13 protein-coding genes are annotated in these 16,504 nt (G+C 41.4%); 8 read left to right on the forward strand and 5 right to left on the reverse strand.

Annotated elements, in window-relative coordinates; translation table 11 throughout:
* The first annotated feature begins 93 nt into the window (after positions 1 to 93).
* From fdhD to PR800_RS12205, 3 genes are all read left to right on the forward strand, one after another.
* Entirely contained in the window at positions 94 to 924 is an 831-nt protein-coding gene (gene fdhD, locus PR800_RS12195; RefSeq protein ID WP_102140045.1) for a formate dehydrogenase accessory sulfurtransferase FdhD, read from the forward strand.
* Between the two features lie 161 nt (positions 925 to 1,085).
* Positions 1,086 to 1,490 (forward strand): DUF6088 family protein, encoded by a 405-nt coding sequence (locus tag PR800_RS12200; protein WP_102140046.1) that lies wholly within the window; start codon positions 1,086 to 1,088, stop codon positions 1,488 to 1,490.
* 53 nt (positions 1,491 to 1,543) lie between these two features.
* On the forward strand, positions 1,544 to 2,443 hold the full coding sequence (locus PR800_RS12205; protein WP_272530924.1) for a nucleotidyl transferase AbiEii/AbiGii toxin family protein: 900 nt from the start codon (positions 1,544 to 1,546) through the stop codon (positions 2,441 to 2,443).
* Between the two features lie 71 nt (positions 2,444 to 2,514).
* Here the strand turns inward: PR800_RS12205 and mnmE are convergent, their stop codons facing one another.
* The 5 genes from mnmE to rpmH form a co-directional block, all read right to left on the reverse strand.
* Entirely contained in the window at positions 2,515 to 3,879 is a 1,365-nt protein-coding gene (mnmE, locus tag PR800_RS12210) for a tRNA uridine-5-carboxymethylaminomethyl(34) synthesis GTPase MnmE (RefSeq protein WP_102140048.1), read from the reverse strand.
* A 100-nt stretch (positions 3,880 to 3,979) separates the two neighbouring features.
* Positions 3,980 to 5,629: a membrane protein insertase YidC gene (yidC, locus tag PR800_RS12215; protein ID WP_004906225.1), complete on the reverse strand. Its 1,650-nt coding sequence runs from the start codon at positions 5,627 to 5,629 to the stop codon at positions 3,980 to 3,982.
* Between the two features lie 2 nt (positions 5,630 to 5,631).
* Entirely contained in the window at positions 5,632 to 5,892 is a 261-nt protein-coding gene (yidD, locus tag PR800_RS12220) for a membrane protein insertion efficiency factor YidD (RefSeq protein ID WP_102140049.1), read from the reverse strand.
* On the reverse strand, positions 5,856 to 6,215 hold the full coding sequence (gene rnpA, locus PR800_RS12225) for a ribonuclease P protein component (protein WP_102140050.1): 360 nt from the start codon (positions 6,213 to 6,215) through the stop codon (positions 5,856 to 5,858). The genes yidD and rnpA overlap by 37 nt, the downstream gene beginning before the upstream one ends.
* Before the next feature lie 21 nt (positions 6,216 to 6,236).
* Entirely contained in the window at positions 6,237 to 6,380 is a 144-nt protein-coding gene (gene rpmH, locus PR800_RS12230; RefSeq protein ID WP_042846776.1) for a 50S ribosomal protein L34, read from the reverse strand.
* Positions 6,381 to 7,142: 762 nt separating this feature from the next.
* Between rpmH and dnaA the strand changes: the two genes are divergently transcribed.
* The 5 genes from dnaA to PR800_RS12255 all read left to right on the forward strand — a co-directional run bounded on the left by dnaA (position 7,143) and on the right by PR800_RS12255 (position 16,376).
* Positions 7,143 to 8,534, forward strand: a complete 1,392-nt coding sequence (gene dnaA, locus PR800_RS12235; RefSeq protein ID WP_102140051.1) for a chromosomal replication initiator protein DnaA — start codon at positions 7,143 to 7,145, stop codon at positions 8,532 to 8,534.
* Positions 8,535 to 8,539: 5 nt separating this feature from the next.
* Positions 8,540 to 9,640, forward strand: a complete 1,101-nt coding sequence (gene dnaN, locus PR800_RS12240; RefSeq protein ID WP_102140052.1) for a DNA polymerase III subunit beta — start codon at positions 8,540 to 8,542, stop codon at positions 9,638 to 9,640.
* Positions 9,641 to 9,649: 9 nt separating this feature from the next.
* Positions 9,650 to 10,744, forward strand: coding sequence for a DNA replication/repair protein RecF (gene recF, locus PR800_RS12245; protein ID WP_272530926.1), 1,095 nt, complete (start codon positions 9,650 to 9,652; stop codon positions 10,742 to 10,744).
* Positions 10,745 to 10,762: 18 nt separating this feature from the next.
* Complete coding sequence (gene gyrB / locus PR800_RS12250) at positions 10,763 to 13,177, forward strand: DNA topoisomerase (ATP-hydrolyzing) subunit B (protein WP_102140054.1); 2,415 nt, start codon at positions 10,763 to 10,765, stop codon at positions 13,175 to 13,177.
* Positions 13,178 to 13,478: 301 nt separating this feature from the next.
* On the forward strand, positions 13,479 to 16,376 hold the full coding sequence (locus tag PR800_RS12255; RefSeq protein ID WP_272530927.1) for an autotransporter domain-containing protein: 2,898 nt from the start codon (positions 13,479 to 13,481) through the stop codon (positions 16,374 to 16,376).
* The last annotated feature ends 128 nt before the right edge of the window (positions 16,377 to 16,504 follow it).

The raw sequence follows: 16,504 nt of genomic DNA on the forward strand, positions 1-16,504 counted from the left end.
CCTTACGTATCCAGGTTCATTGCCTGGCAAATGGTGTAAATTCTTTTTACCCATAATTAATATTATGTATCATTAATGCTAGGAATTCATCTAATGTATGAAACAAATACTACAAATGACTCCAAATTAACCAAAATGATTGGCTTAAACCACACAACTGTGCAACAAAAAGGCAACCTTGATTTGCCCGTTAATGATTACGTTGCGGAAGAATATCCTGTCGCTTTAGTCTTTAATGGCATATCTCACGTGGTGATGATGGCAACGCCAAAAGATTTGGCGGATTTTGCTGTCGGGTTTGCCCTTTCGGAAGGAATAATACAGTCAGGTGATGAAATTCGTGGAATTGATATCGTTGAAGGCTGCAACCGCGGAATTGAAGTACAGGTTGAATTATCTAGCCGCCGATTTATGGAACTCAAAGAACGTCGCCGTAATCTAGCTGGGCGTACGGGCTGTGGCATTTGTGGTACAGAGCAACTTGACGAAATTTTCAAACCGATCGCCCCTCTGCCTTTTACTCAAACTTTTTCTTTATCGCACCTCGATAATGCATTACATGAATTGAAAAAAGTGCAAGAAATTGGCGCACTGACGGGTTGTACCCACGCTGCCGCATGGATATCTCCAGAAGGGCAATTAGTCGGTGGATGTGAAGATGTCGGCCGTCATGTAGCACTTGATAAACTTTTGGGTATGAAACATCGCAACCAATGGCAACAAGGCGCAGTACTAGTTTCCAGCCGCGCGAGTTACGAGATGGTGCAAAAAGCCGCCAGTTGCGGTGCTGAAATCTTATTTGCCGTTTCTGCGGCTACCGCCCTCGCTATTGAGGTAGCAGAGAAAGCCAACTTAACGTTAGTTGGATTCTGTCGTCAGGGGAAAGCGACAGTGTTTACGCATAGCTTTCGTATCAGGAACTAATTTTTAAAAATTAAATCTAATAATTGCAATATCATATAAATTATATCAAATTGAAAAATAATAAATATTTGTCATTTTAACTTATTATTTTTGTCGTATTTTCTCCATTGAGAAATGTCGTATTTTTGATTATAATATAATCAACGCGCATAGGAGGTATAATGACAATACAAGACAGAATACAAAAAAAAGTAAAGCGTTCTAAACGTTCTGTTTTCCTACGCTCTGACTTTTCAAAAATAGCTGATTATGATCAAGTAGGCCGTATACTCAAAAAACTTACAGACAATGGTTTATTAATGAGAATTGGTTATGGTGTCTATGTAAGAGCCAGAGTGAATCGCATCACTGGTAAATTAATGCCAGATAACCCAAGTGGTGCTGATGGCGTTATTATCGAAGTAATGAAAAAACTCAATGTTGATTATACTTTTGATAAGCTATCTCTGATGAATTTGTCTGGTGAGAGTACACAAATTCCTTCTAATATTAAAATCATCCCTAAAAATCCTAAATTTACTCGTAAAATTAAGGTAGGGAAACAAAGTATCAATGAAACTCGATAGCTCTTTATTTATTGATGTTGCCGATGCCATAGGGCTCGGCAACCCAGCGATAGTTGAAAAAAGATTATTATGTTGTTCAATTACTTAAACTCCTATCTAACTTTCAGTTTACATATCACCAAGCTATCTTTTCAGGAGGAACAGCTCTCGCCAAATCGGATATCAAAACTTATCGAATGTCTGAAGACATTGATATAAAACTAATTCCAAACCAAAGATATTCTGAATTAGCATCTCGAAATGCAAGAAAAACAGCCCGAAGAGAAATAAAAAACATTATTGAAGAAATAATTAACCAAAATTCTATTTTTTCTTTAGATAATGCGCCTTCTGTTAAAGATGAATACCGCTATTTTTCCTTTGATATCCGTTATCCTCAAGATCACAGGCAAGCACCATGTTTACGTCCTTTTATAAAATTAGAATTTATAGAGACAGACCTTCTTAGTGAACCCATATCTAGGAATATTCAATCTATTTATTCAAATGTTACAGAATCTGATATCGAAATTTATAACATGATTTGCTCGGCAATTATTGACACTCAAGCTGAAAAGTTACTATCGATGCTACGAAGAACAGCGAGTGTCGCAAGAAATGGCCAACGTGAAGATGATGAGACACTTATTCGACATGTTTATGATACTTTTCATATACAGCTATCCCAACCATCTAATATTGAATTCTTAAGTCAATTACTGAAAAAAGCACTTGATGGAGATATTACAAGATATGGAAATCAACATACACAACTGGTTGACTCGCCTATTACAGAACTTCGCTATGGGCTAAAATTATTAGTAGAAACCCCAAAATTCATAGAGCGTTATAATAACTATGTAAGTCCTATGGTTTATGCAGAAGTTCCTACTCAATGGGATGAAGCAATTATTGCTTTTACTAGCTTAGCTCATCAAGTATTGGATTATATAGAACAAGAACTTAATAAATAAACTAAAAGTTAGCCAATTTTTATTACCCATTGGCTAACCACTGTACCTTTTATCTTACTAGCTAATAGTCATCACTTCCCAATACAAAAACTTGAGAAGATACGGCCTAATAAATCATCAGAGGTAAATTCACCGGTAATTTCACTAAGTTCCTGCTGAGCTAAACGCAATTCTTCTGCTAATAACTCACCGGAGCGAGCATTCACTAACTGGTCATAACCCTGTTCTAGGTGAACGGCGGCTGCATTTAGTGCTTGTAAATGGCGGCTACGTGCTAAGAAACCACCTTCTGTATTGCTGTTAAAGCCAATGGCTTCTTTTAGGTGATCGCGCAGCAAATCGATGCCTTTTTCTTCGCGTGCAGACAAACGAATTAACGGATAACGCGTATTATCAATAAACTCAACGGGTTCACCCGTCATATCCGCTTTGTTACGAATTACGGTGACCGGAAGTTCATCGGGTAAACGCGCCATAAATTCAGGCCAAATCTCTTGTGGTTCAGTTGCATCGGTTGTGGTGCTATCTACCATAAACAGCACGTGGTCCGCTTGTTCAATCTCTTTCCACGCACGTTCAATACCAATTCGCTCAACTTCATCACTGGCTTCACGCAGGCCTGCGGTATCAATGATATGCAAAGGCATACCATCAATGTGAATATGTTCACGCAACACATCACGCGTCGTACCCGCAATATCCGTGACAATCGCAGCTTCGCGACCCGCCAATGCATTTAACAAGCTCGATTTACCTGCATTTGGGCGCCCGGCAATCACCACTTTCATTCCTTCACGTAATAAACTGCCTTGGCGAGCTTGGGAACGAACTTGTTCTAAATCTGCCACGACTTCATTGAGTTTTGCTTCAATTTTACCGTCAGACAGGAAGTCAATTTCTTCATCAGGGAAATCAATCGCTGCTTCTACATAGATTCGCAAGTGAGTGAGTGCTTCCACCAATTGGTGAATATGGGAAGAAAATGCGCCCTGTAGGGAGTTCATTGCAGAACGAGCCGCTTGCTCTGAACTTGCATCAATCAAGTCAGCAATCGCCTCTGCTTGGGCTAAATCCAGCTTATCGTTTAAAAATGCACGCTCAGAGAACTCTCCCGGATTCGCAATGCGAATACCAGTAATCGTTAATATTCTTCTTAGCAATAAATCAAGAATAACTGGGCCGCCATGTCCTTGTAATTCAAGCACATCCTCACCCGTAAATGAATTTGGTCCAGGGAAGTAAAGTGCAATACCTTGGTCAAGAACAGCACCGTCCACATCACGAAATGGCAAGTAGTCCGCATAGCGCGGTTTAGGGAGTTTTCCCAGCACGATTTCAGCAACTTGTGCCGCTTTCGGGCCAGATACACGTAAAATACCGACACCACCACGACCGGGAGGTGTTGCCTGTGCGACGATAGTATCGTTGATTTGCATGATGTTTCTCTGTCATTCCTATAAAAAATTAAGGCGGTCATTAAATGGCCGCCTTAATATTATATCGATAGCTGAGCAGAAGGCTCACCTAAAATTCAATTTATTTCTTTTCTTTCTTATCGCGACTGTGTAGACCACGTTTTTCCAGACCACGGTAAATCACCTGCTGCTGGATAATGGTTACTAAGTTACTCACGATATAATACAGAACCAGACCTGATGGGAACCACAGGAAGAAGATAGTGAACACGACTGGCATGTAAGTCATAATCTTCTGCTGCATTGGGTCAGTGACTGCAGTTGGTGACATTTTCTGAATAACGAACATGGTCACACCCATCAATACCGGTAGGATATAGTACGGGTCTTGTGCAGACAAGTCTTGGATCCAACCGAAGAATGGTGCGTGACGCAGTTCAACAGAACCCATCAACATGTAGTAAAGTGCAAGGAAGATAGGCATTTGGATAAGCAACGGTAAACAACCACCCAGTGGGTTTACTTTCTCTGCTTTATACATCGCCATCATTTCTTGGCTCATGCGTTGTTTGTCATCACCAATACGCTCACGCATTGCAGCCAGTTTAGGTTGCAGTAAACGCATTTTCGCCATCGAGGTGTACTGTGCTTTAGTCAGCGGGTACATAATACCACGAACGATAAAGGTGATAACGATGATGGCAATACCCCAGTTACCCACGAAACCGTGAATGAATTTCAACAGTTTGAACAGTGGCTGAGAGATAAACCATAACCAACCATAATCAACGGTTAAGTCTAAATGTGGTGCAACTGCGGCCATTTCAGACTGAATTTCAGGACCAACCCATAATGTTGATGAATAAGTACCTGCACCGTTAGCTGCGATAGTCATTGGTTCACTCTTATAACCAATGATGGCAGATTTTTTATCAAGGTCGATGGTATAGAAAGTGCTCTTTTCTGCACTTGCCGGGATCCACGCCGTTGCAAAATATTGTTGCAACATTGCCACCCAGCCACCTTTGGTGGTTAAGTCGAGGTTTTTATCTTCGATGTCGCCAAAGCTATATTTTTTATAGTTGTTTTCATCAGAAGAATACGCCGCACCACGGTAGGTATGCAGAGCAAAATTGCTGCTGCCTGTATCACGCTCTTTCGGTAACTCGATAGTTTGTTTTAACTGACCGAAGAAAGCGAGACTCAGTGGTTGAGCGGTTGGGTTTTGAATACTGTATTCAACTTCAACAGTATATTGGCCACGCTTAACAATGTACGTTTTCTGATACACAACACCGTTGTTATCAGTAAATGTCATTGGTACGCGCAAGACATCTTGGCCTTTCTCTAATGTGAAAGTTGTAGAATCTGCGCTATACAGCGGACGTTCGCCATTATTATTTGCTGGGTTGTCTGGACCATGAAGACCAATTAAACCACTCTGTGCCTGGTAGACAAAGCCTGGATTAGTTTCCAGTAAACGGAAAGGGCTTTCCGAATGAAGGGTCGCAGGATAGGCTAACAGGTCAGCCTCATCGATATCACCACCACGAGTATTGATGCGTATATCCAGTACATCAGTCTTGACTGTGATGAGCTTACCTTGCCCACTGCCAGTTACGGCTTGAGCATCACTGCTTGGCATATCCGCTTGTTGCGAAGTTTGAACAGTTTTAACGTCCTGAGCAACTTTATCGCTCTCCCAGGCCTGCCAAACTAAGAACGACACGAACAACAAAGCGATGAGTAGAAGATTGCGTTGCGAATCCATCGTTATAATTCTCTATTATCATCAGTTTTTCTAGGTGGGACAGGATCATCTCCACCAGCGTGTAAAGGGTGGCATTTTAATACGCGTTTCGCCGTTAACCAACTCCCTTTTAGCATACCAAACCTGCGCAATGCCTCAATTCCGTAATTTGAACAAGTAGGATTGAAGCGACAACGAGGCCCTAACAACGGGCTAATTGCCAGTTGGTAGCCTCTGATCAGCATGATCAGGATTTTTGAGCCAAGCGACGATGACGACGCCATAACTTATCCAATGCTTCCGTGATCTGTTGATTGTCAAGATTGGCGACCCCTCTCCTTACCAATAACACAAAATCCATTGGAGGCAAGTCGTGTTGATGTAAACGAAAGTATTCACGCGCTAATCGTTTAATACGATTTCGCTCATGAGCTCGTTTAACATTTTTTTTAGCGATGGTAAGACCGATGCGGGGATGCCCCAGCTCGTTTAGGCGACCAAGGATTGTTATCTCTGGGGAACTCGCCCTCTGCGGCTGCTTAAAGACATTATCGAAATGCCTGGGAGTTAACAAACGTAACTCCCGGGTAAAAGCGAGCGTAACCACTTGAATAGAGGGCTAGCTTTATTACTTAGATGAAACGGTCAGACTAGAGCGGCCTTTCGCACGACGGCGAGCCAGAACTTGACGACCATTTTTAGTAGCCATACGAGCGCGGAAACCGTGTGAACGGTTGCGTTTCAGTACGGACGGTTGAAAAGTGCGTTTCATAACGATTTCTACCTAACTTTAAAATTTATTACTGATTCAGTAAACGCGTTGGCAACCAGTGAAAACTGATTTTACACCTGTGCCTCTATCGCAACAATATAGAAAGAGGCAGGATTGTAATAAAACATAGGGGGTCACGTCAATGAAATGACGCAATCAAACCACTTTTATTTATAGCCTGGCTGACCGGTTTGCCGACATATGTTGTGACAGCCGACGAATGATTACATTCGTATACTGACTGAAAACCTGCTTTTTGCCCCGCCCCGCCTAACATTAACGTTAAAATAGAGCGATATGACCCAACAAGTTTACCTCAGTTTCGTGTAAAAATCACATCTGTACTGTACACAGGGAGGAAGATTATACGGACTCCGCCCCAAAGCGCAAGGATCTTCAAGAGATCTAAAAATATTTTTTGATCATACAGAATATTTCCAGTAAATCGTCTAAAGTTATCCCCAGCATGTGGAAAAATGGCAGTAAATTAAGGTAGCCCAGTCTATTTCTTCTTTATAAGAGGTTCCTTATCACATTTACCTGTGGATAAAAAGCATAAAAACTGTGTAAAAGAATGGAGATCTCTGACTAATTTTGCGGTATGATCGCAGGTCTATTTCTGATCCATCGATCAGCGATATGCAGTAAGTAAGAGTTAACCTAAAACATTTTTGGGTCATTGCGATTAAACGTAAGCCCGAGAAAATTCTTTGTTTACATCCGTACTTCTTGTTCCATTGACCTTGTTTAGGGGAGTCCAACGTGTCACTTTCGCTTTGGCAGCAATGTCTTGCCCGATTGCAGGATGAACTACCTGCCACAGAATTCAGTATGTGGATACGCCCTCTTCAAGCTGAATTAAACGACAATACACTGGCACTTTATGCCCCAAATCGTTTCGTTCTCGACTGGGTTAGAGACAAGTACATCAATAATATCAATGAATTATTGAATGACTTTTGTGGAACTGACGCGCCTGCACTACACTTTGAGGTAGGCAATAAACCGATTACAGTCGCACCGGCAGCAGCACAAGCACGTACAGCTCAACAAGTACCTGCATTTGCCGTTCCGTCAGCCCCAATGAAACCGAGTTGGGACAATTCAGCCAAAGTACAGCCTGATGTTGCTTATCGTTCTAATGTAAACCCTAAGCACACTTTTGATAACTTTGTTGAAGGTAAATCGAACCAATTGGCTCGCGCTGCAGCGAGGCAGGTGGCAGAAAACCCAGGTGGTGCCTACAACCCATTATTTCTTTATGGTGGGACAGGTTTAGGTAAAACCCACTTATTACATGCTGTCGGCAATAGTATTATGCAGCATAAAGCCAACGCTCGCGTGGTTTATATGCACTCAGAACGTTTTGTTCAAGATATGGTCAAAGCTTTACAGAACAATGCCATTGAAGAATTTAAACGTTATTATCGTTCTGTTGATGCACTGCTTATTGACGATATCCAGTTTTTTGCTAACAAAGAGCGCTCACAAGAAGAGTTTTTCCATACTTTTAATGCGCTACTTGAAGGTAATCAACAAATTATTTTGACCTCCGACCGTTATCCAAAAGAAATTAACGGTGTGGAAGATCGCTTAAAATCGCGTTTTGGCTGGGGCCTAACCGTCGCAATCGAACCACCAGAGCTAGAAACTCGAGTCGCGATTTTAATGAAAAAAGCAGATGAAAATGAGATTCAGCTTCCGGGTGAAGTGGCCTTTTTCATCGCCAAACGCCTTCGCTCGAACGTTCGTGAGCTAGAAGGGGCGTTAAACCGCGTAATTGCCAACGCTAACTTTACTGGCCGGGCGATTACTATCGATTTTGTCAGAGAAGCACTGCGTGACTTATTAGCACTACAAGAAAAGCTGGTAACTATTGATAATATTCAAAAAACAGTTGCTGAATATTATAAAATTAAGGTAGCAGATTTACTGTCTAAGCGCCGTTCTCGTTCTGTCGCACGTCCGCGTCAAATGGCAATGGCACTAGCAAAAGAGCTGACTAACCATAGTTTACCTGAAATCGGGGATGCCTTTGGCGGCCGTGACCATACCACGGTGTTACATGCTTGTCGTAAAATTGAACAATTACGGGAAGAAAGCCATGACATCAAAGAAGATTTTTCTAATTTAATCAGAACATTATCATCTTAATTGCTATGAAATTTACAATAGAACGCGAGCAGTTATTAAAACCGTTACAACAGGTTAGTGGTCCTTTAGGTGGGCGTCCAACTCTGCCTATTTTAGGTAACCTTTTATTACAGGTAAAAGAAGGCACCCTCCAACTCACTGGAACCGACCTTGAAATGGAGATGATGGCCAATGTTGCCCTAACAGGGGAGCATGAAATTGGCGCAACCACCGTGCCCGCACGCAAGTTTTTTGATATCTGGCGTGGGTTACCTGAAGGTTCTGAAATTCATGTAGAGCTGAATGATGACAGACTGCTCGTCCGCTCTGGGCGTAGCCGCTTCTCATTATCCACTTTACCCGCTGCTGATTTTCCAAACCTGGATGATTGGCAAAGCGAAGTGGAATTTTCTCTTCCGCAATCAATACTGAAACGTTTAATTGAAGCTACTCAGTTTTCAATGGCGCACCAAGATGTCCGTTATTACCTCAACGGCATGCTATTTGAAACCGAAGACCAAATGCTCAGAACCGTTTCAACCGATGGACACAGGCTTGCAGTCTGTTCGATGGATATTGGTCAATCGCTACCCTCTCACTCAGTGATAGTGCCTCGTAAAGGGGTTATTGAGCTAATGCGTTTGTTAGATGGCGGTGATACCCCTCTACAACTGCAAATTGGTAGTAATAATATTCGTGCTCACGTTGGGGATTTTATCTTTACCTCTAAATTGGTTGATGGCCGTTTCCCTGATTACCGTCGCGTATTACCCAAAAACCCAGACAAAACCTTAGAAGCTCGCTGTGATTTACTCAAACAAGCTTTTTCTCGCGCGGCTATTTTATCGAATGAGAAATTCCGCGGTGTGCGCTTGTATTTCAGTGAAAACCAATTGCGCATTACGGCCAATAACCCAGAACAAGAAGAAGCCGAAGAAATTGTTGATGTAAGCTACCAAGGTACTGAGATGGAAATTGGCTTTAACGTCAGCTACATCTTAGATGTCTTAAATGCGCTAAAAAGTGAAAACGTGCAACTTCTGTTAACCGACGCTGTTTCCAGTGTGCAGATTGAAGACGCTGATAGTAAAGCAGCGGTGTATGTTGTCATGCCAATGCGTTTGTAATCGGTATTTATGATCCTTTCGCGTTTATTGATCCGTGATTTTCGAAATATTGAAAACGCGGATCTCTCCCTTGCTAATGGGTTCAATTTTTTAATTGGCCCCAATGGGAGCGGTAAAACCAGTATACTGGAAGCCATATATACACTCGGTCATGGCCGTGCCTTTCGCAGCATTCAAGCGAACCGAGTTATTCGCCATGAGCAAGAACAATTTATTCTTCATGGTAAACTGAGCCATTTAGATGAACAGCGAAACGACCTTTCATTAGGTTTAAGCAAAAACCGCGATGGTGACAGTAAAGTCCGAATAGACGGCACTGATGGCCATAAAATTGCAGAACTAGCAAAATTATTGCCAATTCAACTGATTACCCCAGAAGGGTTTACCTTGCTAAATGGCGGCCCTAAATATCGACGTGCTTTTATTGATTGGGGTTGTTTTCACAATGACCCGCTGTTTTTTTCAGTTTGGTCAGATTTAAAACGGTTATTAAAGCAACGCAATGCCGCTTTACGGCAAGTCACTCGTTATGAGCAAATTCGTCATTGGGACACACAACTGGCACCGCTTTCCGAGCAAATAAGCCAATGGCGCCATGACTATATTGCAGGTATTGCTGAAAATATTGAGCAAACTTGCCAACAATTTTTACCCGAATTTTCACTCTCGGTATCCTTCCAACGTGGTTGGGATAAAGAAATTGATTATTCAGAACAATTAGAGCGCCAATTTGAGCGTGATAGAGCACTAACCTATACCGCTTCAGGGCCACATAAAGCGGATTTGCGTATTCGAGCAAATGGAACCCCTGTTGAAGATATGCTTTCGCGGGGTCAATTGAAGCTGCTTATGTGTGCATTACGGTTAGCGCAGGGTGAGTTTTTCACCCGTCAGAGCGGGCAACAATGCCTGTATCTACTGGATGATTTTGCTTCTGAACTTGATGCCGGCCGTCGCCAATTACTGGCAACCCGTCTCAAAGCTACACAAGCACAAGTGTTTGTCAGTGCCATTACACCTGAGCAAGTTAATGATATGATAGATGCAAATAGCAAGATGTTTAGTGTAGAACATGGCAAAATAGAAGTTCAACCTCAGGAATAGAAAGAGCAGGAAACGTTGATGTCGAATACATATGACTCCTCAAGTATCAAGGTATTAAAAGGACTAGATGCGGTGCGTAAGCGCCCAGGCATGTATATCGGTGATACAGACGATGGAACAGGTCTTCATCACATGGTTTTCGAGGTTGTCGACAACGCTATCGACGAAGCCCTCGCAGGCTTTTGTGATGATATCGTGATCACTATCCATGCCGATAACTCTATCTCCGTACAGGATGATGGACGTGGTATCCCTACTGGTATCCACGAAGAAGAAGGCGTCTCTGCCGCAGAGGTTATCATGACCGTTCTGCACGCAGGGGGTAAATTTGATGACAACTCCTATAAAGTCTCCGGTGGTTTGCACGGTGTTGGGGTTTCCGTTGTTAACGCCTTATCTGAAAAATTAGAATTAGTTATCCGTCGCGATGGCAAAGTTCATGAGCAAATCTACAAACATGGTGAGCCTCAAGGGCCTCTGACTGTTGTCGGCGAAACCGACCAAACAGGAACCCGCGTTCGTTTTTGGCCAAGTATGGACACTTTTAAAGGTGTCACTGAATTTGAATATGACGTCTTAGCAAAACGCTTACGTGAGTTATCATTCTTAAACTCCGGTGTTTCTATCAAGCTCATTGATAAACGTGATGGCAAAGAAGACCATTTCCATTATGAAGGTGGCATTAAAGCCTTTGTTGAGTATTTAAGCCGTAACAAAACCCCTATCCACCCTTCTGTCTTTTATTTTTCAACTGAAAAAGACGGTATTGGCGTTGAAGTTTCAATGCAGTGGAATGATGGTTTCCAAGAAAACGTATACTGCTTCACCAATAACATTCCTCAGCGCGATGGGGGGACTCACCTCGCTGGTTTCCGTGCAGCAATGACGCGTACATTGAATAACTACATGGAAAAAGAAGGCTATCAGAAGAAAAGCAAAGTCAACGCAACCGGTGACGATGCACGTGAAGGCCTGATTGCGGTTATTTCAGTAAAAGTTCCAGATCCTAAATTCTCATCACAAACCAAAGAAAAATTGGTCTCTTCCGAAGTGAAAACAGCGGTTGAAACAATCATGAATGAGAAATTAGTTGAATATTTACTGGAAAACCCGAACGATGCAAAAATCGTTGTCGGTAAAATCATTGATGCAGCACGCGCACGCGAAGCAGCACGTAAAGCCCGTGAAATGACACGTCGTAAAGGCGCGTTAGACTTAGCTGGCTTACCGGGTAAATTGGCTGACTGCCAAGAACGCGACCCTGCGCTATCTGAACTGTACCTTGTGGAAGGGGACTCCGCGGGTGGCTCTGCAAAACAGGGCCGTAACCGTAAGAACCAAGCAATTTTGCCACTGAAAGGTAAAATTCTAAACGTAGAAAAAGCGCGTTTTGATAAAATGCTATCTTCACAAGAAGTGGCAACCCTGATCACCGCATTAGGCTGTGGTATTGGTCGTGATGAATATAACCCAGACAAACTGCGTTATCATAGCATCATTATCATGACGGATGCGGACGTCGATGGTTCGCACATTCGTACACTACTATTGACCTTCTTCTACCGCCAAATGCCTGAAATCGTTGAACGTGGTCATATCTTTATCGCTCAACCACCACTGTATAAAGTGAAACGTGGTAAACAAGAGCAATATATTAAAGATGACGATGCAATGGACGATTACCTGATTTCTATCGCTCTTGATGGCGCGGAACTGCATTTAAGTGCCGAAGCCCCAGCCATGAAAGGCGAAGAACTCGAAAAACTGGTTGTCGAATATAATGCTGCACACCGTATTATTCGTCGCCTCGAGCGCCTGTACCCTCAAGCTCTACTTAACAGCTTGGTTTATCAGTCAACCTTAACTGAAGATGACTTAAAAGCCAGCGAGAAAGTAGAAGAGTGGGCAAAAACACTGGTTAAACGCTTAGAAGATAACGAGCAATTCGGTAGCACTTACAGCTATACCGTTAACGAAAACCGTGAGCGTCAATTATTCGAGCCAACTATCCGTATTCGCACCCATGGTGTTGATACCGACTACAATCTCGATTTTGACTTTGTTCATGGCAGTGAGTACCGTCGCATTACTCATTTAGGTGACTTAATCAGTGGCTTAATTGAAGAAGGTGCTTACATCAAGCGTGGTGAGCGTCGTCAAGATATCGATAACTTTGAAGAAGCTTTGACTTGGTTAACGCGTGAGTCACGTCGCGGCCTATACGTACAGCGTTATAAAGGTCTTGGTGAAATGAACCCAGAACAACTTTGGGAAACCACCATGAACCCTGAGACGCGCCGTATGATGCGTGTAACAGTGAAAGATGCGATCGCAACCGACTTACTATTCACCACATTAATGGGTGATGCTGTTGAGCCACGTCGTGCATTTATCGAAGAAAATGCCCTAAAAGCAGCGAATATTGATATTTAATTATTCAGCTAACTGAATAATATTTAATAACCCCATACGAAAGTTTGGGGTTATTTTTTTATAATTATTTTTTTATAGTTATTATTTTACTTTCATCATTTAATCAAACCAGTAGTAAAAAAATAAAAAAATAAAACCCGTCAATAGAAAACTACATTATAAAAAATAAAACAATTTAAAATAAAGTTTATCACTTTAATTAATAACGATTTTTTATTTTTAAAACTGTCATAAAAAATAAATATATTATAAATAAACTCCGCCAAATGAAATTTTCACCAATAGCATCGGCGGGATTACAATGAGAAAAACCTTTATATCAGTATCAATAACTTTATTACCATTCATATTCACAAATACTCTAATAGCAAAAAATCATATTTTAGAATTAGAGAAAAACATTATCGATACAAGAAATACATGGCTTGAGGATATAAAACACAATGTTATTAATAATACCCCTAAAGAAGGCAGCGAAGTTGCTGAGCAAGATAGGCTTATTAGCAATGAATACATCAATATCACAGGTGAAAGAAAAAATTTAGCACACGCAGATAAATCCCAAAGCTCAGATTATTTATTTAACAGTTATCAAACGATACTGTTTGGCGAACAGGATATTAATATAAAAGACCATAAACAATATAAAGAAATCCGTTCGTTACATGATACAAGCACTCGTGCTTATGATGAAAAAAAACAACGTACTAGGTCGATTGATTTTATTCTAAAAGACCATTTTAAGCGTGGTCGTCCTTACCAAGTATTGGATGACGAAGGTCATTATATTGCAGGTTATTCACATATACAGGGCTCATCTTACCCTAGCGGCCATACGTGGAATGGTTTTAAGCAAGCAGCAGTATTGGCGATGATTTTCCCCGAAAAAGGCAGTGAAACGTTCAACCGAGCGATTGAATACGGTGAAAGCCGCGTGATTGTTGGCGCACACTTCGCTACCGATACCATCGCTTCTCGTGTAGGTAATTATTATTTATTATCACAGCTGCTATCCGATGAAAAAAACAGCAAATTCATTGTTGAGTCGGCTAAAAATATTCGTACAGATATTTCATCGTCATGTTCAAATAACAGTCAAAATTGTCTAACCGTATCTAACCCTATAACCAATGACCATATTGGTTACTATGGAAAAAAAGAAACGCAAAAGATATCTATGATCGAGCCTAAAAATATACCTAAAACGGCGGGTTATTTACTTCGATTACGCTTCCCATACTTGAATAAAACACAGTGGAACAATATTTTAGCTAGCACTGCGTATCCAAGCCAATCAATTGCGGGTTGGAATATCAAAGAAAATGATCCAAATAGCTATTGGGGGTTAATTAACTTACCTGCGGCTCATCATGGCCCCTCCTATTTATATGAAAACTTTATCGTCAATCAAGACGTTAATGACTTTGATATTGCTAATTTCGGTAAGCTAGATGAATGGAAAAATAATATTCAAGGTACGGGAAAGTTAACGAAACAAGGCCAAGGGACATTAGTATTATCTGGCAACAATACCTTCGCAGGCTTTACAGTAAACCAAGGCCATTTAGTCTTAACAGGTGAGAATAAATACTCGCAAAAATCCCATATAAATGGCGGAACGGTTACCCTTAAAAAACACTTAGATTCCGCAGTTGATGTCCAGAAAGGAACGTTAGTCTTAGATGACGGAAAAATCGGTGCTTCGGTGAATATTAACCACCACGGTTTACTGACGGGCAATGGGAGCATTCGACAATTAACCGCTAACCAAGGTGCAGTTGTTGCACCCGGTCACTCAATTGGCACAATTAACATCATTGATTCCGTGAATTTTGCACCGAACAGCCATTATTTGGTTGAAATCAATTCAGCAGGTAAAAACGATAAGGTCATCAGCCAAGGCTCGGCTTTATTAAAAGGTGGTACCGTCAGTGTCACGCTTGAAAATCAAAATAACCCGCTTTCTAAGCAAGATATCCACCAGTTATTTGATACACAATATACGATATTAAGCGCTCAAAAGGGGATTGATGGCCAATTTGATGCTGTTGTGCCTAATTACCAGTTTATTGGAACGACACTAAATTACACCCCCAAAGAGGTTACACTTAAGGTAGGGCGCAATAACACTGCATTTTCCAGTGCCGCTGCAACGCAAAACCAAACCGCTGTGGCTAACGCCATTGAAACGCTTCCTACGCACCATACTCTCTATAACCAAACGTTAAAAAGCCAAACAAAACAACAAGCTCAAGCGATATTTCGCAATGTCACCGGGCAAATATACGCTGACCTATTATCCAATCAAATAAATAATAGCCGTCAGATTAAAGAAACAGTACTTGAACAAGCTCGCTTGTCTGGATCATGGAGTAGCGAAAGCAAAGGCAATGTATGGGTCAAAATGCTCTATGATTGGGATAAAACGACTGGTGATAACAATGCCACTGGGTATAAGTCATCAAATTATGGTCTATTGCTTGGGGCAAATCGACGTTTTATCAATGAAAAAATGACATTGGGTATCGCGGCAGGGTTTAGTCAAAGCACCTTATCTAGCGACCTAGACCACGGTAACAGTAACAACTACCATGCCGCCATTTATGGTAGCGCTTTATGGCAACCTATCGCGGTTCGTGCTGGGCTCGGTCACACTTCACATCTTATTCATACCGAACGCTCAATCAGTGATGGCACAAGTCACTCAGCGAGCTATTATACCAACACACATCAAGCTTTTATGGAGCTGGCCTATCCAATTAACTCAAATGGGATAAATATTGAGCCATTCACCAATCTCACTTATATCAGCGCAATGAATCATGCTATTAATGAAAACATCAACAACACATCACTACAGGCACGTAAACAGCGCATCAGTACGACGTTATCTACCCTTGGGCTACGCCTTGATAACCAATGGAAATTGAGTAAAACATCAAATATCGGTTTACACGGTGAGCTTAATTATCAATACCAATATGGGAATTTAAATAGAGGGATAAAATTGAATTTTACTGATACCGCAAGCTCATTTACAACACATAGTGTTCCTGCATCAGGCCATGGCGTCGCATTAAAAATCGGTACTGATATCAATATAAAAGAAAATACTAAGCTATCAATTAATTATAATAAATTTTTATCAAAAAATTATAGCGATAACAATATTGATGCCAAAATTGCGGTAAGTTTCTAACTCAATATTTTACCTCCCCCTCACGAGTTGTGAGGGGCTAGTCATGACTAAACATCACGATATTTTACAGTTTTTTACGCCACTATTTTGATTATCTTACCTTTTTTTATGTTATAAACGAATAACAC

It is taken from the genome of Providencia sp. PROV205, from assembly GCF_028479505.1.
Taxonomy (GTDB): Bacteria; Pseudomonadota; Gammaproteobacteria; order Enterobacterales; family Enterobacteriaceae; genus Providencia; species Providencia huaxiensis.

What these genes read in the sequence shown, in the direction of transcription:
- fdhD (WP_102140045.1), top strand. Translation starts at nt 94, where the DNA reads ATGTATGAAACAAATACTACAAATGACTCCAAATTAACCAAAATGATT.
- PR800_RS12200 (WP_102140046.1), top strand. Translation starts at nt 1,086, where the DNA reads ATGACAATACAAGACAGAATACAAAAAAAAGTAAAGCGTTCTAAACGT.
- mnmE (WP_102140048.1), bottom strand. Translation starts at nt 3,879, where the DNA reads ATGCAAATCAACGATACTATCGTCGCACAGGCAACACCTCCCGGTCGT.
- yidC (WP_004906225.1), bottom strand. Translation starts at nt 5,629, where the DNA reads ATGGATTCGCAACGCAATCTTCTACTCATCGCTTTGTTGTTCGTGTCG.
- yidD (WP_102140049.1), bottom strand. Translation starts at nt 5,892, where the DNA reads ATGGCGTCGTCATCGTCGCTTGGCTCAAAAATCCTGATCATGCTGATC.
- rpmH (WP_042846776.1), bottom strand. Translation starts at nt 6,380, where the DNA reads ATGAAACGCACTTTTCAACCGTCCGTACTGAAACGCAACCGTTCACAC.
- dnaN (WP_102140052.1), top strand. Translation starts at nt 8,540, where the DNA reads ATGAAATTTACAATAGAACGCGAGCAGTTATTAAAACCGTTACAACAG.
- recF (WP_272530926.1), top strand. Translation starts at nt 9,650, where the DNA reads ATGATCCTTTCGCGTTTATTGATCCGTGATTTTCGAAATATTGAAAAC.
- gyrB (WP_102140054.1), top strand. Translation starts at nt 10,763, where the DNA reads ATGTCGAATACATATGACTCCTCAAGTATCAAGGTATTAAAAGGACTA.
- PR800_RS12255 (WP_272530927.1), top strand. Translation starts at nt 13,479, where the DNA reads ATGAGAAAAACCTTTATATCAGTATCAATAACTTTATTACCATTCATA.